26 protein-coding genes and 5 tRNA genes are annotated in these 24,110 nt (G+C 36.3%); 16 read left to right on the top strand and 15 right to left on the bottom strand.

Features of this window, described 5'->3' with window-relative positions; all coding sequences use genetic code 11:
* Positions 1 to 144: 144 nt before the first annotated feature.
* From EL165_RS05190 to EL165_RS05165, 6 genes are read right to left on the bottom strand one after another with little or no spacing between them, the layout of a single operon-like run.
* Entirely contained in the window at positions 145 to 504 is a 360-nt protein-coding gene (locus tag EL165_RS05190) for a DUF4180 domain-containing protein (RefSeq protein ID WP_002978944.1), read from the bottom strand.
* 2 nt (positions 505 to 506) lie between these two features.
* Positions 507 to 1,529, bottom strand: a complete 1,023-nt coding sequence (locus EL165_RS05185; RefSeq protein WP_002978945.1) for a serine hydrolase domain-containing protein — start codon at positions 1,527 to 1,529, stop codon at positions 507 to 509.
* Positions 1,530 to 1,560: 31 nt separating this feature from the next.
* On the bottom strand, positions 1,561 to 2,409 hold the full coding sequence (gene prmC / locus EL165_RS05180) for a peptide chain release factor N(5)-glutamine methyltransferase (protein ID WP_002978947.1): 849 nt from the start codon (positions 2,407 to 2,409) through the stop codon (positions 1,561 to 1,563).
* Complete coding sequence (gene yaaA, locus EL165_RS05175) at positions 2,410 to 3,168, bottom strand: peroxide stress protein YaaA (protein WP_002978948.1); 759 nt, start codon at positions 3,166 to 3,168, stop codon at positions 2,410 to 2,412. It lies immediately after the preceding gene.
* Between the two features lie 4 nt (positions 3,169 to 3,172).
* Positions 3,173 to 3,877, bottom strand: a complete 705-nt coding sequence (locus EL165_RS05170) for a CPBP family intramembrane glutamic endopeptidase (RefSeq protein ID WP_002978950.1) — start codon at positions 3,875 to 3,877, stop codon at positions 3,173 to 3,175.
* Positions 3,878 to 3,883: 6 nt separating this feature from the next.
* Positions 3,884 to 4,495, bottom strand: coding sequence for an L-threonylcarbamoyladenylate synthase (locus tag EL165_RS05165; protein WP_002978952.1), 612 nt, complete (start codon positions 4,493 to 4,495; stop codon positions 3,884 to 3,886).
* Positions 4,496 to 4,596: 101 nt separating this feature from the next.
* On the opposite strand from EL165_RS05165, the gene EL165_RS05160 reads away from it, so the two are divergent.
* The 5 genes from EL165_RS05160 to EL165_RS05140 all read left to right on the top strand — a co-directional run bounded on the left by EL165_RS05160 (position 4,597) and on the right by EL165_RS05140 (position 5,113).
* Positions 4,597 to 4,669, top strand: a tRNA-Met gene (locus EL165_RS05160).
* Between the two features lie 38 nt (positions 4,670 to 4,707).
* A tRNA-Met gene (locus tag EL165_RS05155) sits at positions 4,708 to 4,780 on the top strand.
* A gap of 38 nt (positions 4,781 to 4,818) precedes the next feature.
* A tRNA-Met gene (locus tag EL165_RS05150) sits at positions 4,819 to 4,891 on the top strand.
* Between the two features lie 38 nt (positions 4,892 to 4,929).
* Positions 4,930 to 5,002: transfer RNA gene (locus EL165_RS05145), tRNA-Met, on the top strand.
* Positions 5,003 to 5,040: 38 nt separating this feature from the next.
* A tRNA-Met gene (locus EL165_RS05140) sits at positions 5,041 to 5,113 on the top strand.
* A 74-nt stretch (positions 5,114 to 5,187) separates the two neighbouring features.
* Here the strand turns inward: EL165_RS05140 and EL165_RS05135 are convergent.
* The 4 genes from EL165_RS05135 to EL165_RS05120 all read right to left on the bottom strand — a co-directional run bounded on the left by EL165_RS05135 (position 5,188) and on the right by EL165_RS05120 (position 7,039).
* Entirely contained in the window at positions 5,188 to 5,583 is a 396-nt protein-coding gene (locus tag EL165_RS05135) for a GLPGLI family protein (RefSeq protein ID WP_002978954.1), read from the bottom strand.
* A 15-nt stretch (positions 5,584 to 5,598) separates the two neighbouring features.
* Positions 5,599 to 5,958 (bottom strand): hypothetical protein, encoded by a 360-nt coding sequence (locus EL165_RS05130; RefSeq protein ID WP_002978956.1) that lies wholly within the window; start codon positions 5,956 to 5,958, stop codon positions 5,599 to 5,601.
* Positions 5,959 to 6,044: 86 nt separating this feature from the next.
* Complete coding sequence (locus EL165_RS05125; RefSeq protein ID WP_041461462.1) at positions 6,045 to 6,308, bottom strand: Ada metal-binding domain-containing protein; 264 nt, start codon at positions 6,306 to 6,308, stop codon at positions 6,045 to 6,047.
* Positions 6,309 to 6,325: 17 nt separating this feature from the next.
* The gene (locus tag EL165_RS05120; RefSeq protein WP_002978959.1) at positions 6,326 to 7,039 is read right to left on the bottom strand and encodes a 2OG-Fe(II) oxygenase; all 714 of its coding nucleotides are present in this window, start codon (positions 7,037 to 7,039) and stop codon (positions 6,326 to 6,328) included.
* Positions 7,040 to 7,221: 182 nt separating this feature from the next.
* On the opposite strand from EL165_RS05120, the gene EL165_RS05115 reads away from it, so the two are divergent.
* Positions 7,222 to 7,677 (top strand): GNAT family N-acetyltransferase, encoded by a 456-nt coding sequence (locus EL165_RS05115; RefSeq protein WP_002978961.1) that lies wholly within the window; start codon positions 7,222 to 7,224, stop codon positions 7,675 to 7,677.
* A 273-nt stretch (positions 7,678 to 7,950) separates the two neighbouring features.
* Here the strand turns inward: EL165_RS05115 and EL165_RS05110 are convergent, their stop codons facing one another.
* Positions 7,951 to 8,532 (bottom strand): hypothetical protein, encoded by a 582-nt coding sequence (locus EL165_RS05110; RefSeq protein ID WP_002978963.1) that lies wholly within the window; start codon positions 8,530 to 8,532, stop codon positions 7,951 to 7,953.
* Between the two features lie 332 nt (positions 8,533 to 8,864).
* Between EL165_RS05110 and EL165_RS05105 the strand changes: the two genes are divergently transcribed.
* The 5 genes from EL165_RS05105 (at position 8,865) to EL165_RS05085 (ending at position 13,784) form a co-directional block, all read left to right on the top strand.
* Positions 8,865 to 9,230, top strand: a complete 366-nt coding sequence (locus tag EL165_RS05105) for a BlaI/MecI/CopY family transcriptional regulator (protein ID WP_041461463.1) — start codon at positions 8,865 to 8,867, stop codon at positions 9,228 to 9,230.
* A 5-nt stretch (positions 9,231 to 9,235) separates the two neighbouring features.
* Positions 9,236 to 11,227: a M56 family metallopeptidase gene (locus EL165_RS05100; RefSeq protein ID WP_002978968.1), complete on the top strand. Its 1,992-nt coding sequence runs from the start codon at positions 9,236 to 9,238 to the stop codon at positions 11,225 to 11,227.
* Positions 11,228 to 11,282: 55 nt separating this feature from the next.
* Entirely contained in the window at positions 11,283 to 12,185 is a 903-nt protein-coding gene (locus EL165_RS05095) for a GLPGLI family protein (RefSeq protein WP_002978970.1), read from the top strand.
* Positions 12,186 to 12,328: 143 nt separating this feature from the next.
* Positions 12,329 to 12,895, top strand: a complete 567-nt coding sequence (locus EL165_RS05090; RefSeq protein WP_002978972.1) for a sugar O-acetyltransferase — start codon at positions 12,329 to 12,331, stop codon at positions 12,893 to 12,895.
* A gap of 22 nt (positions 12,896 to 12,917) precedes the next feature.
* Positions 12,918 to 13,784: a GLPGLI family protein gene (locus tag EL165_RS05085; RefSeq protein WP_002978973.1), complete on the top strand. Its 867-nt coding sequence runs from the start codon at positions 12,918 to 12,920 to the stop codon at positions 13,782 to 13,784.
* 69 nt (positions 13,785 to 13,853) lie between these two features.
* Here the strand turns inward: EL165_RS05085 and fsa are convergent, their stop codons facing one another.
* Entirely contained in the window at positions 13,854 to 14,507 is a 654-nt protein-coding gene (fsa, locus tag EL165_RS05080; RefSeq protein WP_002978975.1) for a fructose-6-phosphate aldolase, read from the bottom strand.
* Between the two features lie 227 nt (positions 14,508 to 14,734).
* On the opposite strand from fsa, the gene EL165_RS05075 reads away from it, so the two are divergent.
* The gene (locus tag EL165_RS05075) at positions 14,735 to 15,223 is read left to right on the top strand and encodes a YdeI/OmpD-associated family protein (protein WP_002978977.1); all 489 of its coding nucleotides are present in this window, start codon (positions 14,735 to 14,737) and stop codon (positions 15,221 to 15,223) included.
* A 59-nt stretch (positions 15,224 to 15,282) separates the two neighbouring features.
* Here EL165_RS05075 and EL165_RS05070 read toward each other — a convergent pair whose 3' ends face one another.
* Positions 15,283 to 15,813: a hypothetical protein gene (locus EL165_RS05070; protein ID WP_228370521.1), complete on the bottom strand. Its 531-nt coding sequence runs from the start codon at positions 15,811 to 15,813 to the stop codon at positions 15,283 to 15,285.
* Positions 15,814 to 16,007: 194 nt separating this feature from the next.
* On the opposite strand from EL165_RS05070, the gene pepE reads away from it, so the two are divergent.
* From pepE to EL165_RS05050, 4 genes are all read left to right on the top strand, one after another.
* Entirely contained in the window at positions 16,008 to 16,700 is a 693-nt protein-coding gene (gene pepE / locus EL165_RS05065) for a dipeptidase PepE (protein WP_002978982.1), read from the top strand.
* Entirely contained in the window at positions 16,700 to 17,551 is an 852-nt protein-coding gene (locus EL165_RS05060) for a hypothetical protein (RefSeq protein WP_002978984.1), read from the top strand. The genes pepE and EL165_RS05060 overlap by 1 nt, the downstream gene beginning before the upstream one ends.
* Positions 17,552 to 17,661: 110 nt before the next feature.
* Positions 17,662 to 19,035, top strand: coding sequence for a D-alanyl-D-alanine carboxypeptidase/D-alanyl-D-alanine endopeptidase (gene dacB / locus EL165_RS05055; protein WP_002978986.1), 1,374 nt, complete (start codon positions 17,662 to 17,664; stop codon positions 19,033 to 19,035).
* Between the two features lie 6 nt (positions 19,036 to 19,041).
* Entirely contained in the window at positions 19,042 to 20,211 is a 1,170-nt protein-coding gene (locus tag EL165_RS05050; protein ID WP_002978988.1) for a sensor histidine kinase, read from the top strand.
* 148 nt (positions 20,212 to 20,359) lie between these two features.
* On the opposite strand, the gene EL165_RS05045 is transcribed toward EL165_RS05050, so the two are convergent.
* Together EL165_RS05045 and EL165_RS05040 are read right to left on the bottom strand one after the other, a co-directional pair.
* Positions 20,360 to 22,216, bottom strand: coding sequence for a M61 family metallopeptidase (locus EL165_RS05045; protein ID WP_002978991.1), 1,857 nt, complete (start codon positions 22,214 to 22,216; stop codon positions 20,360 to 20,362).
* Between the two features lie 133 nt (positions 22,217 to 22,349).
* Positions 22,350 to 23,981, bottom strand: a complete 1,632-nt coding sequence (locus EL165_RS05040; RefSeq protein ID WP_002978993.1) for a M1 family metallopeptidase — start codon at positions 23,979 to 23,981, stop codon at positions 22,350 to 22,352.
* Positions 23,982 to 24,110 lie beyond the last annotated feature (129 nt).

The raw sequence follows: 24,110 nt of genomic DNA, 5'->3' as shown, positions 1-24,110 counted from the left end.
AACATTATTAAAACATCAAGGTATTATGAAGCGCTCACATTAGTAAGAAAGTTTCGCTTTAGACTTAAAATCAGAATGATGAATTAACTTCAGAATTTTATTAAAGGCGTATTTTTTCAGCAGTTTAAAAAACAGCTGAAAATGTTATTGAGAGAGCTTTTCTAATGCCTCCTCCAATAATCCTACAAAATTGACATTTTTTGTTTTATTACTTTCAAAAATAAAATCCTTTATACTTTTACTTTCGTATTTACTGAAATCACCAACAATAGCTAATCCTATCCGATAGTTGGAGAATTTCTGCAGGATTTCACCCGCAATTTTTGTTTTTAAATCGAAGAATTCCGGAGTGATGTTTTTCTCGTAAAGAATTACTTTGTCAAACCCCTGATAATAAATGTTTCCCATGAGATCAAGCCCATCTTGTGCAGACTGTATAATCATGCTGTCGGAAATAATTTCTGCAATCTTTATATTGTTGATTTCGTGTGGCTGAATAATCATATTTATTGTATTGTTTTTTTTATGTCGTATAAAAAGTTCCCTAAAGGAAATATATCTCCCTGATTGGTAAGCGCAATAATGCAGCTGTTATGCTTCAAATCTCTCCAGAATAAGGCTTTAAAGCCGTTCAGGCCCCCTGTATGCATTGCTGATTTTCCTCCGTTTTTATTTTCTAAGAACCATGCAAACCCGTAGTCTGAGATCTTTGCATTGGACAATTGGAAGGGAGAATACATCATATTGGTATTTTCTTTATTAATTAAGGCATAGTTTCGTAAAGCACGATCAAATTTATAAAGATCTTCAGGAGTAGAGTAGATTCCACCATCACCGGTTGTTAAAATTGAATAATCATCAGGCTGTTTTTGTTTATTATATCCTGCTGCTCTGTTCTGAATAACTGTACCAGGTTCATACACATAAGTGCTACCCATTTTTAAAGGAGTAATAATCTGCTCATTGATAAATGTGCTGTAAGATTTTCCGGAAACCTTTTCAATAATCTGAGACAGAATGATGTATCCGCTGTTGCTGTACTTAAATTCGCTGTCAGGAATGAACTCAAGATTTTTAAGATCAAACAGCCAGTTCATTACTTGCTGATTGGTTAATCCCTTTCTAGAAAACAGATTTTCATAATCCCTGACTCCCGAAGTATGGTGCAAAAGCTGTCTGACCGTAATATTTTTAGCATATTCCGGAAGCATTATGAATTGGGAAGCTTTGTCATCAAATTTCAATAGACCTTTTTGCTCCAGCATGATAATAGCTGCTGCAGTGAATGGCTTACTGAGGGATGCAATATAAAATGAAGTGTTTTTGTCTGCCTTCAGTTTTTTTTCAAAGTTGCGGAATCCCAGAGCAGTATCACAGACAATCTGGCCGTTTTTCACAATCAGAACCGAACCGTTGAATTCTCCTTTATTGTAATATCCATTTATAACATCCTGAGGATTCTGTTTGCAGGATACCAGCTGAGTAATGAGTAAAACAAAGATGAAAAAGTTCCATGTCAAAGTTTTCATAGGTTATGTATATATATGGAAGTAAAATTACTTATTTCCTTCCATAAATAAACCTGTCATTTTCAGATAAATCCTTTAATAATTGAACGTTAGAAAAATAATGATACAGGTCCAGCGTTTCGGGACCTAATTTCTGATTGATTTCTAAAAATAAAAGTCCATCCTCTGATAAATATTTTTTAGCATCTTCTGCAATTTTCCTGTAAAAGATCAAAGCATCAGCAGTAGGGGAAAAAAGAGCCATTTTGGGTTCAAATTCTTTTACTGAATCTGCAATTTCAATCTCTTCTTCAATCCCGATGTATGGCGGATTTGAAATGATAATATCATAGTCTTCACCCGGTTCATAATTAAGATAATCGGCGTGGATGAAATTGATCTCCAGCTGATGGTACTCTGCATTTCTTTTTGCAGTGTTCAAGGCTTTTTCAGAAAAATCAACAGAGGAGATGTGGGCTTCAGGAAAATACTTCTTTAAGACCAGAGAAATAATTCCGCTTCCGGTTCCAATATCCAGAATCTTTATATCCTGATCCTTAAACTTTGAATTTTTGATCTCCCTGATCGCAATTTCCAGCAGTTCTTCCGTTTCAGGACGGGGAATCAGTACATTTTCATCTACGAAAAATTTCATTCCGTAAAATTCGGTTTCACCCAATATCTGCTGGTAAGGTCTCCCGGTTTTAAGTTCTGATACAAAATGGCTAAGTTTTTCTTCATCAGCTGTTAAAAGTTCCTGTTCTGAGAATCTCCTTTGCTGGAAATTATCAAAACCTGTAATCTGGTGAATGAATAAAGACGATAAAAATATACTTTCCGACTCAGTATAAAGGCTGGAAAGTTCTGCTTTGAAATATTTTTTAAAGGCTGAAATTGTCATTTATCTTGTAAAAACCAGTTTTGTATCTGTGGACTTTTCTTCATCAATTCTGTATCCTTCATAGTTGAATGCTTTTACATCCTCCAGAGTTTTGGCGTTGGTTTCTGCACAAAATCTTACTACAAGACCTCTTGCATGTTTGGTATACACTACAATGGTCTTGAGTTTTCCATCTTTCAACTCGTAAAAATCAAAGTCGATTACTGTATGGTTCAGCTTTTTTCTGTCGATTACTTTTCCGTACTCATTGCTGGCAAGATGAAGTAAAAGCTCTCCTTTTTTCATTTCGGAATTCAGCTGTTCTGTGATCTTTTCTCTCCAGAATTCATATAGGTTTTTGTATTGCTCAAATTCAAACGGACGTCCCATTTCAAGCCTGTACAACATTACTTTATCCGAAGGTTTCAGTAAACCGTAAAGCCCGGAAAGGATTCTGTAGTTTTTCTGAAGGTAATCTACCGCATTTTTATCCAGTGTTTTAGCATCAAGACCTCTGTAAACTTCTCCTGTAAAAGCAAACATGGCCGGAGCAGATTCTTTTGCGGTAGGCCTGGATTTCCATTTTTGATTCCTTTCCCAGTTTTCATCAGCCAGCTTAGCTGATATTTCCATCAGTTCGGAAAGATATTTTGGTGATTTTTCTTTTAAATAAGATTGTATAAATGCAGCGTCTTCAATGAATTTCGGGGTAGTGGTTTTCAACAGGTTCGTTGAATTTTCTACGTTCATCAATTTTGCCGGAGATGTTATAATTTTCATAATGTTAAAATACAGATAAGTGTTTAATGTCAATAAAATTCATCCCTGTCATCGCTATAAAATCAATCATAAAATGACAGATAATCAGAATTTTAATATTTGAATAACGTTTGTAAAACAAAGCAAAGACAAGTCCGATAAATAAAGGTCCGATAACCTGGGCTATGGTACCGTAAGTGCTATGCAGAATCCCGAATAAAACAGAGGAAATAATAATTCCTGCTACCGGATTGTTATAAATTTTTTCAATTCTGGACTGTATATAACCCCGCATCAGGAATTCTTCTACAATAGCAGCTGTAAGTGATGTAAAAGTAATTAAAAAATAGTTGTTTCTGAAAATAGGTATAAGATTCAGAAGTTTATCACTTACTTTTTCCTTTATAATGAACATACTGAAGGCATTCAGAATGGATCCGCCGAGTATACAGATAAAATATAAGCTCAGAACAGCTTTGATATAAAAACCTATGGCATATTTTTTCTCTTCTTTAAGTAAAAAAGAACTTTTCTCAATAAAAATACTGTATAGAAATACAATAATCAAAATGATCCACAATATTATTCCGCTGAAAAAAAAATGGTCTGCCGTAATTTTTCTTATCCCAGTTATTAAAGTAATCGCCGGATTAGAATAAAGCATCGCAGCAGCTAAAAGAATAAAAGTAAGTAAAATCCCTGCAGCATATTTCCCGGTAAGACTCATCATTTTGAATTAAATAATTCCTTTTCCCTGACGGATAATCTCCGGTTCTCCTGAAGTAAGGTCAACAATAGTGGATGCTACATTATCCCCATATCCCGAATCAATCACAATGTCTACCAGGTGATCATATTTTTCTGCAATAAGCTCAGGATCGGTAGAATACTCAATGATTTCATCATCATCCTTAATGGAAGTTGAGGCAATAGGGTGTCCCAGCTTTTCAACAATAAGTTGCGGAATCGGGTGATCAGGAACGCGGATCCCGATGGTTTTATGACCTTTATAGGCTAAAGGCAAACTTTTATTAGCTTCCAGAATGAAAGTGAATGGACCCGGAAGATGACTTTTCAAAAATCTGAAAACTGAGGTGTCAATAGGTCTTGTAAAGTCGGAAAGATGGCTGAGATCATTACAGATAATCGAGAATTTTGACTTCTCAAGCTTCATTTTTTTCAACTGAGCCAGTTTTTCCATGGCTTTGATATCAAAAATATTACAGCCTAAAGCATAAACCGTATCTGAAGGATAAATGATCAGCCCACCATTGTTTAATGTTTTAATAACCTCATTCACAAGATTTTCCTGTGGGTTGTCCGGATAAATTTTCAATATTTTTGCCATAGAACAAAGATACAAATAATAAAATAGTTTTTATAAAAGTCCTTTATTTAAAAGAAAAATTAGGAATTTTAAAAATTATTCGTACCTTTGCAATCCAATATCGCGGGATGGAGCAGTAGGTAGCTCGTCGGGCTCATAACCCGAAGGTCATCGGTTCGAGTCCGGTTCCCGCTACTAAGTCAGTGTTTACGGTAAACACTCTAAAAATACACCGCGGGGTGGAGCAGTAGGTAGCTCGTCGGGCTCATAACCCGAAGGTCGCACGTTCGAGTCGTGTCCCCGCTACTAAGCCAGTGCTTTCGGTAAGCACTCTAAAAATACACCGCGGGATGGAGCAGTAGGTAGCTCGTCGGGCTCATAACCCGAAGGTCATCGGTTCGAGTCCGGTTCCCGCTACTAAGTCAGTGTTTTCGGTAAACACTTTAAAAATACACCGCGGGGTGGAGCAGTAGGTAGCTCGTCGGGCTCATAACCCGAAGGTCGCACGTTCGAGTCGTGTCCCCGCTACTAAGTCAGTGCTTTCGGTTAGCACTCTAAAAATATACCGCGGGATGGAGCAGTAGGTAGCTCGTCGGGCTCATAACCCGAAGGTCATCGGTTCGAGTCCGGTTCCCGCTACTAAACGAAAAATCGGTATGACGTATTGTTATACCGATTTTTTTATGTTTAAAATGATTTAATGCAAAGTGATTTTAATCAAGAAAAGTATTTGTATTTTTTAAACGGTCCGTCATAATTTTAGTTTTGTCATTACCATTAGAATCTATAACTTTCAAATTGCCATTATATATTGATGGATTTTCGTGAAAACTTTTTCTTGCTTCCAAAAACTGTTTCTTACTTTTAGCTTTAACCTCATTATAATAGGTTAACGGCTCTATAATTTCGTCTGATCTTTTAATCTCTGTTGCATATATTTCGATAGTTTTATTTTTATTGAACACCTCCAAAATTAAACCTGAAAGTCCTTTGAATCGGAATGGTCCATCCGGAATAGCAATCTCAGTGGTAAACCACGCAAAAAAAGTATCTCCTGTATCAGTTATGGTTCTTGCCAGCTGGCATTTGAAACCTTTTATATGTTTCATTTCATTCAAAACTTCCTAATCTAATTTAGGCTCCTCAAACGAAAAAATATATTTTCCTACCGGGAGATATGCATGAATAATACCTTTAGCATTATAAATACTTTCTACGGCTTTAGGATATTTCGGTATGTTTCCATAATTTGTATTGATAGTTTGTGTGAAATTTCCTTTATAATATGCTTTAGCCTCTGCGCTACAATAGATGGATTCTGTATTATTACATAGTAAAACGGATGAATAAACTTTCACTTTTTCCTTATTTAAGCTATCGGAAATTATCTTAGTTTCATAGTTAATTTCCATAACAGCCTTATTTTGTGCCGAGATCATAAGAAAGCAGGAAGCAAACAATCCCAGAAATACTATTTTCACCATGAGTAATAAAGATTAATGTTTCACAATAATATCAATTTGATTTGAACAATATGAATGAAGAACCATAATTTCTATAAATTTTTAATTCATCCCTGGAGCTTTCTCTTAACAATTAATTCCTTCCATTGTTGATATGCCTCCCTCATACAATGTCCGCACGGACGGTAATTATTCTGTAAAGCATCTTTTTCATCTGTAAAGAAAACCCTGTTTTCCTTCTTCATCCTTTTTCCTGAACGGCAACTGAACAATCCGTAAATTTTTAATTGTTTATTACCTCCAAAACAGATTTCCCTACTGTGGATTTTGCTTCTGAGATCTTCGGGTGATATCTGAGAATGTTGAATCATAGTCATAATTTTAAAAACTAATTGACCGCATCATGGAAAATAATACCCAAAGCATAGCGGTTTCCTTCTTTAACTTCACTTACGCCATGTTTCATATTAACCCTGTAATATCCTTTTGTGCCTTTTTCCGGCTTAAACTGAGTCGTGAAAATAAGGACGTCTCCTTTTTTAGGCTTTAAAACAATGGCTTTAGACTGTGCCCTTGGAATTTGCTGGGTAAGTACAAACTCACCTCCTGTAAAATCTCCGTCAGGTTCGCTAAGCATTAATACGATCTGAATAGGGAAATAAATATCTCCATATAAATCCTGATGCAGCGTATTAAATCCACCTTTTCCATATTTCAGAATTAAAACAGTGGCTTTTTGCTGTCCATTGGCATGACATTGATCCAGAAATTCCTGATGCTGCAAAGGAAATTGGGTATCAATATGCAATGCTTTAAACCATGTGTTGGCAATTGATGCCAGATAAGGATATATAGTTGTTCTTATGGTCTGAATCATCTCAGGTAACGGATAATTAAAATACTTATATTCTCCGAGGCCGAAACGGTGTCTGGCCATGACAACTGTTTTGCGGAAAAGAACAGAATGGTCATAATTGGATTTTAATGTTTCGCAATCATCTTCAGATAATAACCCGGGAATAATAGCATATCCGTTTTGATGCATTGTTTCCGTAAGTTGCAGCCAGTCTGTATTTTTTATTTTATGAACAATATCTTTCATTGGTTTGATTTACCTGCAAAAATCTGACGTTGTCCAGAATGATACAATCCAAAACATGCGGTATTTAGATATCAATACATAAAACTGATGATATCTGGCCTATAGGTTTAATATATTTCTGGATGGTACCATCATTCCTGTTTAAGGCTACTTTTGCCATGTAATAAAAAATATAAATAACAATGAATTACACTATTAAAAAGGCAGGTCTTGAGGATCTTGATGAAACGGCTGAATTGTTCAATCTTTACCGGGTTTTTTACAGACAGGAATCCGATGTTGAAAAAGGAAAAGCTTTTCTCAAGGAACGGTTTTTAAACAGTGAGTCGGATATTTTTCTTGCAATAGCAGATAGAAAAGCGGTAGGATTTGTACAGCTTTATAAGTTATTCCATTATACAAAACTGCAAAAGCAATGGTTACTAAGCGATCTGTTTGTTCATCCTGATTACAGAGGAAAAGGAATTTCTGTAGCATTAATAGATCGTAGTAAGCAATGGTGTGAAGAAACAGGAGCATGCGGATTGATGCTTGAAACAGAAAAGACCAATAATATCGGAAACGCATTATACCCGCGTTGCGGATTTGAGCATGACGACATGCACAATTACTACCACTGGTGGAAACAGGGAAAGTAGTATTACTTCTACAATGTTGAACGTTTAATTCTACAGGTATTGTTCTGCCAATAGAGGACGTAGACCTATTTTTGTAAAGCTCTTACAGATCATGGGTAGGACAGTTGATCTGTAGAGTGTATGCAAAAAAATCTCTGCCTAATTTTCTACTTTTTCCCCAAGGGTTTTATGATTAGTACCACAAAACTACTTTTCCGGTAGAGATTTTTTGCTTTTAAAAAAAATAGAACCGCAATTGCAGTTCTATTTTTTATTTTTATGTGACTTCAGATATTATTGAGCCAGCTGGGCGTAAGGGGTAAGCTTGTTGTCATCAGACATTGTCTGTCCCAGAAAATCTCTTTTCTGGTCAGCCTTCATTCTTCCCGCAGCTTCATTGGCATTGAAATAAGCTTCACTCAGTTTTGTAGCGATATCAGCTGGCTTAAAATCAAATTTGGTATCACCATCTACGCCTAAATATCCGTTCTTTCTTGTTAGGTTAGTAATGTAATTATTATAGTTGATCATGGTACCTCTAAACATATTGTTATGGTATTCCATGCATTTTTTAGCTTTTTTAGAAGAGTTATTCAGGATGCAGTTTTTCATATTATTTCTATATAAGAACCATTCAGATTCTACAATAGCATATTCTTTACCTAAGGTAATCTTTCCGTTGTTCACAATATTCTGATCTCCCTCTTTGGTCGCAATCGTCTGAAGATGTTGAATAACCAATGGAACGGTAGCTTCGATTTTTGATTTAGTATCTTTTAGTATGCTAAGGTCGGCAGCAGGAGAACCCTTTTTTTGTGCTGTAGTAATGTTAAAAATAAGCAGTAATAGTACAATCAATAAATTATATCTTTTCATGAGAAATTTTTAAAGCACTAAAATAAATATAATTTCCCGGTTAAAACAAATTCATTTTAATTTTATTTAATAAAAATTAACAAGTTTTAAGAATTTATCCTTTAAATGCTTCTTTTTATATGAATTAAGGAGGTATATTTTTCACTCCGTTAAAAAATTAATATATTTTAACTATTTTTATTTGCTTGATTTACAGTCAGTTATTATTTTTATTTATTTATCACTAAAAAAATAGTTGTTTGATTCAATTTTATTTCTACATTTGTATAACTAATTTCTTAGTGATATAGAATTAAACGGTTTTATATCAATAATTGATAAATGAACAGGATATGAAAATTCAGACTTTAACAAAAGCAGAAGAACAGGTAATGCAGTATTTATGGAAAATAGAAAAAGGATTTCTTAAAGATGTTCTTGATCTTTTTCCGGAGCCAAAGCCGCACACCAATACAGTCTCTACTATTTTAAAAGTATTGAAGGACAAAGAGTTTGTAGACTATCGTGTACATGGGAGACAGCATGAGTATTTTCCGCTTGTTTCAAAAGAACAGTATTCCGGGAAAACCATGAAAAGCCTTGTGAAAAATTATTTTAAAGGTTCTTACAAAAGTGCCGTTTCATTTCTGGTAGAAAAAAATGAAATGACGGTGGAAGACCTTGAAATGCTATTGGATGAACTCAAAAAGAAAGACTAATACCTATGGAAGCAATACTTTTATACTTTGGAAAAATTATTTTATGTTCGGGTGTAACGTTTTTGTACTACCAGTTGTCTTTAAAGGACAAGACATTCCATCATTATAACAGATTTTATCTGTTGGCGGCGATTTTGATCTCGCTGTTATTACCACTTATAAAGGTAGATGATTTTACGATCGAGGTAAATAGTGATATGTATATGCTTCTTGACAGGATACAGAATTTTAATACAGAAAAAACTATAGACAATGGTAACCTTTATTTTAACCTTACTTTTTCAGCTCTGGGACTGGTTTCTCTCTATTTTCTAGGGAAGCTTATCTATGGGATTTTTAAAATCCAGCAGTTTAAAAAACAGTTTCAGAAAGAAAGCTTTGACGGGATCAATTTTTACCGTACAGATCTTAATGAAGCCCCGTTTTCCTACTTTAAAAATCTTTTCTGGAAGAATGCTATTACCCTGCATTCTGATATTGGAAAACAGATTTTAAAGCATGAGATGGTACATATTGAGCAGAAACACTCTTTTGATAAGATTTTTATCGAGATTATAACTTCTGTTTTCTGGTTCAATCCGTTCTTTCATATCATCAAAAAAGAAATTAATCTTATCCACGAATACCTGGCTGATAAAAAAGCCGTAAAACAATCGGACACCAAAGCATTTGCGCAGATGCTTTTAGCAAGCCACTTTTCCGGAACACAGTTGCCTGCTGCCAGTCCGTTTCTAAGTTCAAACCTTAAAAAAAGACTTAAGATGTTACAAAAACCAAAAACCAAGTTCGGATATGCGCGAAGAATCTTTGCATTACCGGTTTTATTCTCAGTAGCCTTTGCTTACCTGGTAAATGCGAAAAACAGAGAAATTGAGGAAACCAATATCAGCATTCAGAAAGCGGTTTCACAAATTAAGAAAGACACTGTAAGACCTGAAAAAATACAGCAGGAAGAAGTTAAAGATCCAATACCGGAATTACCTAAATTAAAAGCGAAATCAGCGGAACTTCAAAAAGAACTTAATCAAAAAAGTAAAGAATTAAGTAAGTTGAAACCTGAAACGTCAGCTTTTGATAAGAAAATAGAAGAAATTAATCTTCTTGCTTCAGAAATGGGGAAAATAGGAGATGAAACATCAAGACTGGTTGATCAATATTTCAAATCTCCGGAATGGAAAAATAAAATGCTGGCCCTGGATCATATGAAAGTAGAATTGCCGGAATTGTCCAACCTCGATATTGATGTTGATTTTCCGGACCCACCTGTACCGCCGGATGCGCCGGGAACTCCTCCGGGAACTCCAAAAGCACCGAAGGCTCCAAGAGTATTTTATTTTAAAAATAATAACACTGTTCACTTCAAAGATCTGAGCGGTAAAGAAAAGGCTGAAATCCGTAAAGCGATGAAAGAAGCCAGAAGAGCAATGAAGGAAGGTGAAAAAGCCAGAATCCAGGGTGAGAAGGCACGAATTGAAGGAGACAGAGCGAGGCTAGAAGGACAAAAAGCCTTTCTGGAAGGTGATCGTGCCAGAGCAGAAGGAGCTAGAGCCAGATTAGAAGGGGAAAAAGCAAGATCAGAGGGAGAAAAAGCAAGAGCTGAAGGAGATAGAATCCGCAAAGAACATATAAGAATACGAATAGATGGGGATAAAATCAGAAAAGAGGTTGAAAGAGCTCGTGCAGAAGCAGAAAAAAGATCATTCAGCTTTAAAGACGGGACCTTTATAAAAGTGACCAACGCTTCACCTGATGTTATCGTAATGAACGCAGATTTTATCAAAAAAGATGGTAACGGAAACATCGCCATGAATGGGGTGAAAAACTTCAGAATAAGCGGAAATGATGATGTGAAATACAAGTATTATATTGACGGGAGGGAAGTTTCTAAGGAGGATGTAAATTCATTAGATACCGGCAACATATCGAAAGTCAATGTTAATACTCAGAAAAAAGGAGATTTTAAACAGGGGGAAGTAAGAATTGAAACAAAGAAATAAAGTTCCATCGGGCTTTGTCGGTTTCAGATTGGCAAAGCCTTTTTAATTATATACTATGAAAAGTAAAATTCTATTTTTTATGTTTCTGGGAGTGCTCGCCAGTGCACAGGTTAACAGATTTTTTTATGAATATAAGTTTATTCCGGATTCCAATAATAAGGAAGATGTGAAGACAGAAATGATGATGCTCGATATCGATAAAAACGGATCAAGCTATTACAGCCGTGATAAATTTGTCGCAGATTCTACTGGAAAGGCAGAACTTGAAAAGCAGCTGAAAGCAGGTGGCGGAAACATCAGTGTCAACAGAAGAGAAAAACCGGGACAGGTTTCTTATAAAGTAACTAAACAATACCCTGATTTTAAAACTTATCTTTTCAGAAGTATTTCTACAGATAAGTATAAAATAAAAGAAGACCAGAAACCGGAATGGAAAATACTACCTGAGAAACAAAAAGTAGGGGAGTATCAGGCGCAGAAAGCCACTACCAGCTTTGGAGGGAGAGAATGGATAGCCTGGTTTACGACAGATCTTCCTTTTCAGGATGGACCTTATGTTTTCTACGGACTTCCCGGGCTTATTGTCAAAATTGAAGACACCACAGGATCCCATATTATGACAATGATAGGTAATAAAACCGTTAATGCTCCGGCTTCTGAATCGGAAATGCAGGTTCCTGATCATGTGAGAGTACTGGGAATAGGAGGAAAAGAGCTTGAAGTAACAAAAGATCAGTTCAAAAAGGTATGGAAAGCATATGTAAATGATCCTGCCAAAAATATGAGGGAAATGCTGATGAAAAATGGAGAGGGCAATACTAAAGTCAGTTTCAAGGTTAGAACCGGGGACGGCAAAGAAATCTCAGATCCTAATCAGGTACTTAGGGAAATAGAAAAAAATACTAAAGAAGCTCTTAAAAAAGATAACAATCCGATTGAACCGGATCTGGTAAACTAAAAATCATTATATTTTCTACTATAAACAGGATAGCATATATGTTATTCTGTTTTTTATTTATAAGGTTGCAGGTGATGAATATCAATTAAGATAATTGTTACAAATTTCTTACCTTTCCATAGTTAACACCAACTTAATATCTTATGACAGAAAAGGAAAAATGTGCAGCCGGACTTTTATATAATGCCAATTATGATGAAGAGCTGATTCAGGAGCGTATTGCCTGTAAGGATTTATGCCAGGAGTACAATGCCCTGAAAAATTCGGACACAGAAAAGAGATATCAATTACTCAAAAGAATTATTGGCAGTATACCAGAAAATATCTGCATAGAACCTAATTTCTGGTGCGATTACGGGTATAATATAAAAGCAGGAAAAAACTTCTATGCCAATCATAACCTGGTTATTTTGGATTGTGCCAGAGTAGAGTTTGGTGATAACGTGTTTATCGGCCCCAACTGTAGTTTCTATACCGCAGGTCATCCGCTGGATGCACAGCAAAGGAATGAAGGTCTGGAATATGCACATCCAATAAAAGTCGGGAATAATGTATGGCTGGGTGGAAATGTAGTTGTACTTCCGGGTGTTTCTATTGGAAATAACTCAGTAATAGGAGCAGGAAGTGTTGTTACAAAAAATATTCCTGATAATGTAGTGGCCGTAGGAAATCCGTGTAGGGTTGTAAAATCAATTGTAAAAGAAAACTAAATAATACTTCAACTAATAATCCATGAAAAAAATAATTATTGCATTCAGTATGTTGTTGGCTCTTGCAGCTAATGCCCAGAATCAGAGATTTATTTATGAATATAAATACAGTATTGACTCTACTGCCAAAGATAAACCCGAAACTGAAATAATGTTTCTAGATGTTGTCTCCAAAGGATCCAAGTTTTACAGTAAAGATGTTTTTGAATCAGATTCGCTTATGACTGCATCTATGGAAAAACAGTTACAGGCTGGAAGTACAGAAGTCAATTTTTCCGGTATCAAATTTAAAGGCAAGATTCCTTATAGTGTAGAGAAAAGCTATCCTGATTATTCGGTGAGCTTTTTTAACAATTTATCTGCGGATGAATATTTGGTGCAGGATGAAAGAAAACAGGCGTGGAAAATCCTTCCGGAAAAAGAAAAAATAGGAACATTTAATGCTCAGAAAGCCGTTTGTAATTTCGCAGGCAGAAAATGGACGGCGTGGTTTACAGCAGATTTGCCCATCCAGGACGGACCTTATAAATTTTCAGGACTTCCGGGATTGATTGTAAAGATGGAAGATGCTTCCCGCACCCATTCATATGAATTAAAAGGAAGTAAAAAACTTCCGGCCGGATATGAGTGGAAGAGTACCAAAGAAAAAGAAAGGTTTAATGCACTGGTTACCATAACGGAAGCCAAATACCGGAAAGCCTTTAAAGAATATCTTGCAGATCCGATGAAAAGTGAAAAACAAATGGTGGCTCAGGGAATTGAAATTCAGGAAATAGATGAATCCGGGAAATTGATTCCTATTGATAAAGCACAAAAAGCTAAAGAAATAAAAAAGAAGAATGATCTTAAAAAGCAGAACAACATCCTGGAACTGGATCTGCTGAAATAAGATTGGACATAAAAACAAAATCCCGGAACAACGTTCCGGGATTTTTATATCTGAATTAAGAGTCAGTGATTATGCCAATTTCTGAGAATCTGCAACAAACTGAGCCAATCCGCTGTCTGTTAACGGGTGCTTCAATAAGCTTAAGATCGGAGGAAGTGGAGATGTAATAACATCTGCTCCGATTTTAGCACAGTCGATGATGTGCATTGAGTGACGGATAGAAGCTGCAAGGATTTCAGTTTCGTACATATAGTTATCGAAAATTAATCTGATTTCCTGGATAAGGTTCAGACCATCTGTAGAAATATCATCCAGTCTTCCAAGGAACGGAGATACATAAGTAGCTCCTGCCTTTGCTGCCAAAAGAGCCTGCCCCGGAGAGAAGATCAATGTACAGTTGGTTTTGATTCCTTTGTCAGAAAAATATTTTAAAGCTTTGATTCCGTCTTTGATCATCGGAATTTTTACAACGATATTAGGGTGAATAGCAGCTAATTCGTCTCCTTCTTTGATCATTTCTTCGTATGTTGTAGAAAGAACTTCTGCAGAAATATCTCCGTCTACAAGCTCACAGATTGTTTTATAGTGGTTTTTGATGGCTTCAGCTCCCTGAATTCCTTCTTTTGCCATTAATGAAGGGTTGGTGGTAACACCATCTAAAATTCCAAGATCTCTTGCTTCCTTAATTTGCTCTAAATTAGCTGTGTCAATAAAAAATTTCATTTTGATAAATAGATTTATTGATACAAATATAGGGAATTAATTGTGTTCTGAGATATGAATTTTGAGTTACAGGGTCCGGGATATGAGTTATATAGTGGGAGCGTTTGAGAGTTTGAGAATTTTGAGTTTTAAAGAGTGAAGATAGGAAAGAAAATTTTCTATTAATCTTAAATCAAACAGTTAACTTTGCTTCTAGCGTCCAGCCTGATCGTTTTAAATTATGAATTATGGAAAACAAGAGTTTCACCGCTACATTGGAAATCATAGGAATTAACCCTTTTGTATTTGTTCCGGAAGAAATACTGAACACGATTTTTGAAAAATCAGGCAGAAATAAAAGCCCTATCCCGGTAAAAGGAACTGTGAACGGAAAGGAATTTAAACAAAACCTGATGAAATATCTGGGAGAATGGAGATTGTACGTGAACCTCATTATGTTGAAAAACTCTCCGAAAAGAATAGGAGAAATCATTGAAGTCGTACTGGAGTATGATGATTCTGACAGAAGTATTTCCATTCATCCTCAACTGGAAAAGGCGATTAAAGAAAGCAGCCTGGCAACGGAAAACTTTGGAAAGCTGATTCCTTCAAGAAAGCATGAACTGATAAGGTATATCAATAATTTAAAAACTGAAGCCAGTATTCAGAGGAATATTGAGAAAATCATTCGTCACTTACATGGCGAAACCGATTTTTTTGGAAAGAAGATTGAATAAATTAAGTATTCATTAGTGATAACAAAAATGCCGGAAACTTTCCGGCATTTTTTATGTTACTAAGAATTTAATGTTTTGCTAAGTTTCAGAGCATCCTCGTTGGTCGGGTCATACTGAATTGATTTAGCAATATGCTCCTTAGCTTTATTTGGATAAGTTTTCTGTTCTGAGAAAGCAAGATAGAAATAGGCATATGCCAGGTTTTTCTTATTTTGCTCTACCTCTTCAGGTTTTACTGTTGCAATATACTTTTCATAAGCAATTTTTGCATTGGCATCATCTTTAGCAGACTGATAGGCATAAGCCTGGCTGTAATAAGACGGAGCCCAGTCCGGTAATAATACAGAGATTTTTTTCCAGGTGTCAATAGCATTCGTCCAGTCTGATGCATCCTGGTAAGCTGCTGCTAATTTTGCTAAAGATTCTGTATCTTTTGGATTGGCCTCAACCTGCTTCTTAAGTCCTTCAATAGTTGGATTTGCTGACTGGCTAGCTGTGGCCGTAGTTTCCGGTTGAGTTGTTTGTGCATTTACAAGACTTACACTCCCTGCTAGTATTAAACCTAAGAATAGGCTATTAATTTTACTCATTTTCATAATCTTATATTTTAAAGTCAAAATCTAAAATTCAATAATAATTCCACAAAAACTTAAATTTTAGAGGCTTTAAGTTTTTTTAGAAAATATTAACGGGATTGATGTTTTTTTTAATTTAATTTTTGATTCGTTCATCTTTGAGGTTATCTTTGTCCTTCATTTTTATTAATACTATATAATTTCGTCATATGAATATCATATTAGCCTCAACATCCACCCTTTTTGGTGGAGAATATCTGGAATACCTGAAAGAAGAATTAATCCAATTGTATAAAGGTATTGACGAAATCGTGTTTATTCCTTTTGCCCGCCCGGGAGGTATTTCCCATGATGATTATACTGCAAAAGCGAGTTCTTTCTTTGAAACCATCAATATAAAAGTAAAAGGTCTCCACGAATTTGAAAATAAAGCAGAAGCGCTGAACCAGGCAAAAGGTTATTTTACAGGAGGAGGAAATACTTTTTTACTGGTTAAAACATTACATGAAGAAGGGCTGATGTCTGTTCTGAAAGAAAATGTTTCAGGGGGAAAAGCTTATCTGGGTTGTAGTGCGGGAAGTAATATCGGAGGTCAGAATATGAAAACTACGAATGATATGCCGATCGTATATCCGCCAAGCTTTGATTGCATGGGGCTGGTTCCTTTCAATATCAATCCGCACTATCTGGATCCTAATCCGGATCTGAAGCATAACGGAGAGACCAGAGAAACCCGCATCAGGGAATTTCTTACCCAAAATGACATCAAAGTGGTAGGGCTCAGAGAAGGAAACTGGATCAGAAGAACCGGAGATTCAATAACCGTTGAGGGAAGTGAACTGACAAGGATTTTTGAAAAAGGAAAAGAACCTTACGAAATTGAAGCAGGAAGCAGACTTTAATGAACGAAAAAGAAATAAACCTTTTCATAGAACGTAACCTGACTAATTTTTCGGTGAACAGCACCGGATGGGACGGACTGATCCGGAAATTACTGTATGAATTTGCGATGGCTGGCTGGAATCCGAAGCATAACGTATTTGGAAAAGAAAAGTTTGGCGGATTGAGATGCTATACCTATTCTGAAGATGAAGCGCTTAATAACAGACTTAAAAAAATCAAAGACAAATATTCAGAATTGTCTGTTAAAACCTGTGAAATCTGTGGCAGTGAAGGTAAAATGAGAACCATAGGTTCATGGCAGACCACATTGTGCCTTACTCATTTCCTGGAGCAGCAGCCGGTTATTGAAATCGATAACAAGCAGAATATCAGGAGAGACCGTAAGACCATTCTGAATATTAAAAATATCATTAAAGCTGAGGTTGAATATGACCTTCAGAGATTATGGCTTTATACCAGTGAGGAGGGAGTAGTTTATTTTTCATGGCAGGAGCCAAATTACTATCTGCTTTTAAAAACGATTCCGCTTTCGCTTTTTCCCGAAGACAGACGAGGTGAAATTTCAGCATTATTTCAAGGCTTACAGGATTGCGAAATATGCGGTTATAAGGCTGTTCATCAAAGGAATTGCCTGCGGTGTCATAATGAGCCCTGGAGTGAATCCGGTTTTTTTATTCAGGAGTATGAAGAAAAAGCAGACTATATTAAAGACTGCCAGATGGATATTTTCATAGATGAAGATGATTATGAAAAATATTTCAGACATGATCGTTCATTTGATAAATCTCCTGGCCATCAGATTCTTTTCACTTCAGATGATCTCAGGGAGTATGAAAAGCTTTTATTTTAACTATATTTGATTAGAATTTAGACATGAAAAAAAGGTTCATGCCTTGGAACATTAATACCATTGCAATGAACTTTTGAATGCTATTTGTTTAGACCCAAATTAACAATGTAATGAAAAAAACACTTGCTGTACTCACACTTTCTGTACAGATCGTTGCCGCACAGAATATCGCCCAGAAACTAGACAAAGCTACAAAGGATCTTATGGATTCTTCGGGAGCAATTTCTTCCGGCCTGTCATTTTATGTTTCGGATGAAAATGGCAATCTTATTTACGAATACCAGGGGAACAAAGGCCTTTCTACAGCTTCTACACAGAAGATTTTTACTGCCGGTGCCGCTCTGGAAACTTTAGGTAAAAACTACACTTATACCACCACTTCGAGTTATTCCGGAAATATATCAGCAGGAACGCTGAACGGGAATTTGTTTATCAGTTCCAATGGTGATCCTACATTGGGAAGCTGGCGGTATGAGGGCTATAAACCAGAAAATTTTAAAAAGAAACTGATAGATGCCATTAAAAATTCAGGGATAACTAAAATATCGGGTGACCTCGTCATTGATGATTCTTATTTTGACCATCAGACGATTCCGGGAGGCTGGCCGTGGGATGATCTTGGAAATTATTATGGCGCCGGTGTTTGGGGAATCAACTGGAAAGAAAACCAGTTTGATATTAATATTAACGGAACCGATTTTAAAAGCTTTTCTTATCCTTTAGAAGGAGTGAAATGGCTGAATGACCTGAAAACAGGAGGAAGCTCAGATCAAAGCCTGATCTTTACCGCTCCTCATTCTGATGTTGCGCTGATTAACGGGATGCTTCCGTCAGGGAAAACAGTTACGGTTTCCGGTTCTACTCCTAATCCGCCGCTACAGCTGGCAGCAGAAATAAAGCAATGGCTGAAGGAATCGGGTATTGAGCTTTCAGGAAAAGCGGTAACAAATTCACAGCTTGAAATTGATGGAAAACAGGCTTTGGAAGCTCTGAAAAATAATATTATTCTCACTTACCAATCGCCGACTCTGGATAAAATTGTATACTGGTTTCTGAGAAAAAGTATCAATCTGTATGGTGAAACATTAATTAAAACTTTAGGAAAAGAGAAAAAAGGAAATTCAAACTTCAAAAGCGGAGTTTCTTATCTGAAAGAATTCTGGAAGTCAAAGGGAATCAACCCAAATATGATCAACTTTGCAGATGGAAGCGGACTTTCTCCACAAAATTATGTAGCTGCAAAAGCAGAAGTGCAGGCTCTTTTATATGCCAGAAAACAATCCTGGTTTGAAGCATATTATGACGGATTTCCGGTTCAGGATAATGGAATGAAGATGAAAAGCGGAACCATGAGAGATACCAAATCTTTTGCAGGGTATCATACCGCAAAGGATGGAAAAAAATATGTATTTTCGATTATTATCAATAACTATCAGGGAAGCGGAAATGCAGAGCTTCAGAAAATCCTGAATGTTTTAAAATAAATACCTTTGAGAAAATCTATCCTCACCAGGCTGAATAACTGGATCATTTTCGTTGTGATGACTACTTTGGTAATTGCCATCATAGTAGCTTCAACATCGCTTATTAATTTTCTCAGAAAAGAGGAGATCAAAAGGATCAGTCTGCTTTCCAAAGCGATAAGGATACAGCAGGAAGTGAAGACTCCCGATACGGATGTTCTGGATCTGCTGCCGGATATCCTGAACATCAATAACACAATTCCGTTCATCGTAACAGATAAATATAAAAATCCGATTCTTGATCTCGGATACTACAGAAATATTCCTGAAAGTACAATCAAAAACCCTGAAAAACTGCAGGATCTGATCCGGAATATGGAGAAAAATTATGACCCGATTGAGATTAAAGTGCCGGATGGAAATAACCAGTTTGTGTATTATGACAACTCACGCCTGCTTAATAATCTCAGGTATTCACCTTATATCTTAGGTCTGTTTATTCTGCTGTATTTCGGTTTTTCTTTCTGGTTTTTCAGGACCATTAAAAAGACGGACGAAGGGTATCTTTGGGCAGGTCTGGCAAAAGAAACAGCCCATCAGATCGGAACACCTTTATCATCCATGATCGGATGGATAGAAATTATGAAGCTGGATAATCCGGATTCTGAAGGAGTACATGAGATTGAAAAAGATATTGAAAGGTTGAGAACCATCTCAGAACGGTTTTCAAAAATAGGATCCGTTCCTGAACTGAACGACAGGGATTTCAGTAAAACAATTCAGGAGAATTATGATTATTTAAAAACCAGAATTTCCAGAAAAATCAATTTTACTCTGAATCTTCCTACTTATACCGTTTTGGTGCCCCACAATAAAATCCTGATAAGCTGGGTAATTGAAAACCTGGTAAAAAATGCTGTGGATGCGATGAAAGGAGAAGGTGCTATTACAATATCTGTTTTTGAAAGAAATAAGAATATTTTAATTGAAGTAAAAGATAACGGAAGCGGAATGACAAAACAACAGGCACGAAATGCTTTTAATCCCGGCTATTCCACCAAAAAAAGAGGCTGGGGACTGGGATTGTCGCTGGCCAGAAGAGTTATTCATGAATACCACAACGGAGATATTAAGATTTCCCAGACGGAAATAGGAAAGGGAAGTACCTTTAGAATAACGATCAGAAAAGAGGAGTGATGCTGGTTTAATGAGTTGTAAACAGAAAATCACTTGTAAACAGAAACCTAACAGGTTTTCAAAACCTGTCAGGTTTGAATGGTAAAGAATAAGAATAAATATCAGCCTTAGAAAATAAAAAGCGGGGAAATTTTTCCCCGCTTTTCTCTTATTTTTTACCAGTGAGCCACTGGGTCTGTAATTTCAGCTCTTCCGGAGTAGGATTCGCTTTAAATATTGGGGTTTCCATGGTCATTTTATCCAGTATTGCTTTTCCTTTCAGCGTCATTTTCTCTTTCTTTCCTGCATTATCTCTCAGGATAGTTACGGTAACTTCCTGTCCGTCTTTAATGGTTCGGGTATACCCGATAAAATCCTGTACTTTTTTAATGTCTACTGTTCTTCCATCCAGGGCAAGCACCTGGTCAGTGATTTTAAATCCAATACTTTTTGCAAATGGAGACAGTGCAGAATGTTCATCAAAAGCAAAAGCATTGGTCTTGTCATCAAAACCTGTCTGGTTCGGATCTTTGATAAACCAGAAAATAGGCTGGCTTTCCTGTTTTTTAATATCTACACCTACCATGCTCAGATATTGTGCATAAGGTGTTGGCTGGTTCCCTGCAATATATTTGTTGTAAAATTCTTTTACCTGAGGGTATCCTGTTACGGTTACCAGTTCATCAATCAACTTATCATCTTTGAAAGGTTTGTTTTCACCAAATCTCTGTGACAGTTTTCTGATCATATCACGGTAGCCCATTTCTCCGTTGGAAAGTTTTCTGAGCTCAATGTCTAAACACATTGCTAAAAGTGCTCCTTTCTCATACACATTTCTGTACTGATCTTTGTAAGGCTCTACCAATACATTTTTACTCATTACCGTAAATGGCATTGTATCATCATAGCTTTTGGAGTTGGCGATTTTCTCACCAATTCTTTGCAGGAACTGGTTTTTGTCGATCAAACCTTCCTGGATCTGGAATAAATTGGCAAAGTATTCTGTTCCGCCTTCATACATCCATAAGTGCTGTGACATTTTAGGATCCGCGTAGTCAAAATAGTGGATTTCTTCAGAATGGGTTTTCAGAGGGTTTACCGTATGGAAAAACTCGTGAGAAACCACATCAGTAATGGTGTTGTCGATTGCATCTTTAGGCATGGCTTCAGGAAGTACAACGCTTGTGGATTCATGATGCTCCAGTGCTCCGAAACCTTTTACCGACGGACCATCACCTCCGGAAAGATAAAGCATGATTGCATACTTTTTATTCGTATTCATATCTCCCAGGAATTTCTTCTGGGCAATAACCATTTTTTCAAGATTGTCTTTGAAATCAGCGGCTTTATATTTTCCTGTCGGGGAATATACGCCCAAAACAAGATCCATCCCTCCGGCATTGAAAGTGATATAATCCGGCTTTGTATACATAAGCGGAGAATCTGTCACCTTCGCATAATTGGCAAGGGTATAGGTATCTGTAGATTCAGATTTATCCTGATCTACCAACGCTGTGGTTCCGTAGAAATCGGTTGGTTTCTGAACGATCAGCTGATACGGAACATCCTGCATATTCTCAATATATCCAATGAATCCGTGGGTATTGATCATATATACTTTTCCTGCCTCAATATCGGTCCCTGACGGAGAAAATACAGCTTTATGTTTGGAGGTATCCGTTTCTTCATCAAAACTATCATTGACAAGATAAGAGATTTTGGAAAGGCCCTGGGCATTTTTCAATGAATAGGTATTGTCATTTACTTTGGTATACGTAAGCTCTTTCCCTTTGTTGTCATAAAACTTAATTCCTTCGATGAATCTTCCGTAGTCATCTACAGAATAAGTACCCGGAACCGTTTTGGGGAAATGAAATTTAACATCCCCGGATTTCATTTTCGGGAATTCCATGGTAACGGCTACTTTATCATCTTTTACATTAACAAGGTCAATGGTTGTTTTAATAGACTGGGCATTTGCCAAAAAAGCAGCAAAAATACCGAGACTAAGTACTGTTTTTCTCATTAGGTTTACATTAATAGTTAAATAGTTGCTTTTTTTATCAATTTGTTACGGAAAAAGTATTAAACTTTTCTTAAAATTTTAAAGAAAAAACGAAAAAGACAAACCTGCTGGTATGCGGATTTGCCTTTTTTCTTTATTGAGTGTTAGTATAATTGATATAATAGTTGGGATTAAATTCAACCGGACTATTGTTTTTAAGCTTTACGGTCTGCCATTCTTCCGTTGGATTTATGGTTTGATCTCCATTAATGATGATAGGTAATTTCAGATTTTTTACCACATCTGTATAACGGAATTTTAAAGTATCACCATTTTGGGCATACTCCAGGGTCGGGATCTTTACCGTTCTCAGGTATTGGTCAAAAACAGAGGAAAAATTGATTCCGGATTTTGAGGAAATATAATTTTCAATCTGTTGGGTGGTAACCGTCTGATGATAAAAATCCTTACTCAAACCTCTTAAGATCTGCCTGAATTTTTCATCATTATTGATGACCTGTCTTATGGTATGAAGCATATTGGCACCTTTCGGATACATATCTCCGCTGCCTTCATTTCTTACGCCATACTGGCCAATAATTGGGATGTCATTGTCTATCAGTTTCCTGATCCCCTGAACATAGATGTCAGCAGATTTTTTGTCCATATATTTTTCCGTGAACAGAGTCTCGGAATAATTGGTGAAACTTTCATGGATCCACATATCAGCCTGGTCTTTTGCGGTAATATTATTAGCGAACCATTCGTGGCCGCTTTCATGAATAATAATGAAATCCCAGTTTAATCCAACTCCTGTACCTGAAAGATCTCTGCCAAGATAGCCGTTCTGATATTTGTTTCCATAGGCTACATTACTCTGATGTTCCATGCCCAGATGAGGAGACTCTACCAGTTTGTATGAATCTTCATAAAACGGGTAGGGACCAAACCAGTATTCAAATGCGGAGAGCATAGGCTTTACCTGTTGAAACTGTTTTTTTGCCTTGTCCAGGTTATAGTCAAGTACCCAGTAATCCAGGTCCAGTTTTCCCTTTTCTCCCTCAAATACATCTTTGAAATTTACATATTTTCCTATACTCGGGATAATGGAGTAGGCATTGATAGGATTTTTTACTTCCCAGGTATAAGTAGTTTTACTGCCGGTAGTTTTTTTATTAATGAGCCTGCCGTTACCCACACCCACCAGATCATTAGGAGTTATAATTTTCATGATGATTCCGTTATTAGGTTCATCACTCCAGATATCTTTGGTAGGAAGCCATATGGAAGCTCCTATTCCCTCATCAGCAGCTGTCATCCATGGGTTTCCTTTTTCATCTTTAGTGAAAACCCATCCGCCATCCCAGGGTGCCTTTTTAGCAATGGTTGGATTTCCCGAATAGATAACGTTGATGGTGTATTTTTCCCCTTTTTTAAATTTTTTATTTGTTGTAATGAAAATAAAATCTCCATCCCGTTTATAATTGGCAATAGGAAAACTTGCTTCCACCTTATCAGCTTTCATAGGCTGCTGAAGGTCAATCTGAAAAACAGGATTGGTAACATCTTTTATAATCTCAAAGCTGATTGTATTATTTCCTTTGATGCTTTTCTGTTCAAAATCCGGTTCTACAGAAAGATCATATTTTTTGACATCCCAAAAATTCCGGAATTCCGTATTGGAACCTTTTAAAGTATCCTGTTTGGTAAAAACCTTCCCTTTCTCAAAGAACTGTCCGAAAACCAATCCTGATGCAAATAACAGGGTGTATGACAATTTTTTCATTTAAACTTTATTAATAATCTTTTCAAAAGTATAAAATTAAATTAATAGCCTTATGCAGAAAATCAAATTAAATACAGATTTTAAGAAGACATGAAAAAGCCCGGCCATTAATGACCGGGCTGAAAAAAA

Source organism: Chryseobacterium gleum, from assembly GCF_900636535.1.
Classification (GTDB): domain Bacteria; phylum Bacteroidota; class Bacteroidia; order Flavobacteriales; family Weeksellaceae; genus Chryseobacterium; species Chryseobacterium gleum.
Note: the sequence above shows the minus strand (reverse complement) of the source record. Positions and strands in the feature narration are given on the sequence as shown.

Coding starts and splice junctions, on each gene's coding strand:
- EL165_RS05190 (WP_002978944.1), bottom strand. CDS start 504: ATGATTATTCAGCCACACGAAATCAACAATATAAAGATTGCAGAAATT.
- EL165_RS05185 (WP_002978945.1), bottom strand. CDS start 1,529: ATGAAAACTTTGACATGGAACTTTTTCATCTTTGTTTTACTCATTACT.
- prmC (WP_002978947.1), bottom strand. CDS start 2,409: ATGACAATTTCAGCCTTTAAAAAATATTTCAAAGCAGAACTTTCCAGC.
- yaaA (WP_002978948.1), bottom strand. CDS start 3,168: ATGAAAATTATAACATCTCCGGCAAAATTGATGAACGTAGAAAATTCA.
- EL165_RS05170 (WP_002978950.1), bottom strand. CDS start 3,877: ATGATGAGTCTTACCGGGAAATATGCTGCAGGGATTTTACTTACTTTT.
- EL165_RS05165 (WP_002978952.1), bottom strand. CDS start 4,495: ATGGCAAAAATATTGAAAATTTATCCGGACAACCCACAGGAAAATCTT.
- EL165_RS05135 (WP_002978954.1), bottom strand. CDS start 5,583: ATGAAACATATAAAAGGTTTCAAATGCCAGCTGGCAAGAACCATAACT.
- EL165_RS05130 (WP_002978956.1), bottom strand. CDS start 5,958: ATGGTGAAAATAGTATTTCTGGGATTGTTTGCTTCCTGCTTTCTTATG.
- EL165_RS05125 (WP_041461462.1), bottom strand. CDS start 6,308: ATGATTCAACATTCTCAGATATCACCCGAAGATCTCAGAAGCAAAATC.
- EL165_RS05120 (WP_002978959.1), bottom strand. CDS start 7,039: ATGAAAGATATTGTTCATAAAATAAAAAATACAGACTGGCTGCAACTT.
- EL165_RS05115 (WP_002978961.1), top strand. CDS start 7,222: ATGAATTACACTATTAAAAAGGCAGGTCTTGAGGATCTTGATGAAACG.
- EL165_RS05110 (WP_002978963.1), bottom strand. CDS start 8,532: ATGAAAAGATATAATTTATTGATTGTACTATTACTGCTTATTTTTAAC.
- EL165_RS05105 (WP_041461463.1), top strand. CDS start 8,865: ATGAAAATTCAGACTTTAACAAAAGCAGAAGAACAGGTAATGCAGTAT.
- EL165_RS05100 (WP_002978968.1), top strand. CDS start 9,236: ATGGAAGCAATACTTTTATACTTTGGAAAAATTATTTTATGTTCGGGT.
- EL165_RS05095 (WP_002978970.1), top strand. CDS start 11,283: ATGAAAAGTAAAATTCTATTTTTTATGTTTCTGGGAGTGCTCGCCAGT.
- EL165_RS05090 (WP_002978972.1), top strand. CDS start 12,329: ATGACAGAAAAGGAAAAATGTGCAGCCGGACTTTTATATAATGCCAAT.
- EL165_RS05085 (WP_002978973.1), top strand. CDS start 12,918: ATGAAAAAAATAATTATTGCATTCAGTATGTTGTTGGCTCTTGCAGCT.
- fsa (WP_002978975.1), bottom strand. CDS start 14,507: ATGAAATTTTTTATTGACACAGCTAATTTAGAGCAAATTAAGGAAGCA.
- EL165_RS05075 (WP_002978977.1), top strand. CDS start 14,735: ATGGAAAACAAGAGTTTCACCGCTACATTGGAAATCATAGGAATTAAC.
- EL165_RS05070 (WP_228370521.1), bottom strand. CDS start 15,813: ATGAGTAAAATTAATAGCCTATTCTTAGGTTTAATACTAGCAGGGAGT.
- pepE (WP_002978982.1), top strand. CDS start 16,008: ATGAATATCATATTAGCCTCAACATCCACCCTTTTTGGTGGAGAATAT.
- EL165_RS05060 (WP_002978984.1), top strand. CDS start 16,700: ATGAACGAAAAAGAAATAAACCTTTTCATAGAACGTAACCTGACTAAT.
- dacB (WP_002978986.1), top strand. CDS start 17,662: ATGAAAAAAACACTTGCTGTACTCACACTTTCTGTACAGATCGTTGCC.
- EL165_RS05045 (WP_002978991.1), bottom strand. CDS start 22,216: ATGAGAAAAACAGTACTTAGTCTCGGTATTTTTGCTGCTTTTTTGGCA.
- EL165_RS05040 (WP_002978993.1), bottom strand. CDS start 23,981: ATGAAAAAATTGTCATACACCCTGTTATTTGCATCAGGATTGGTTTTC.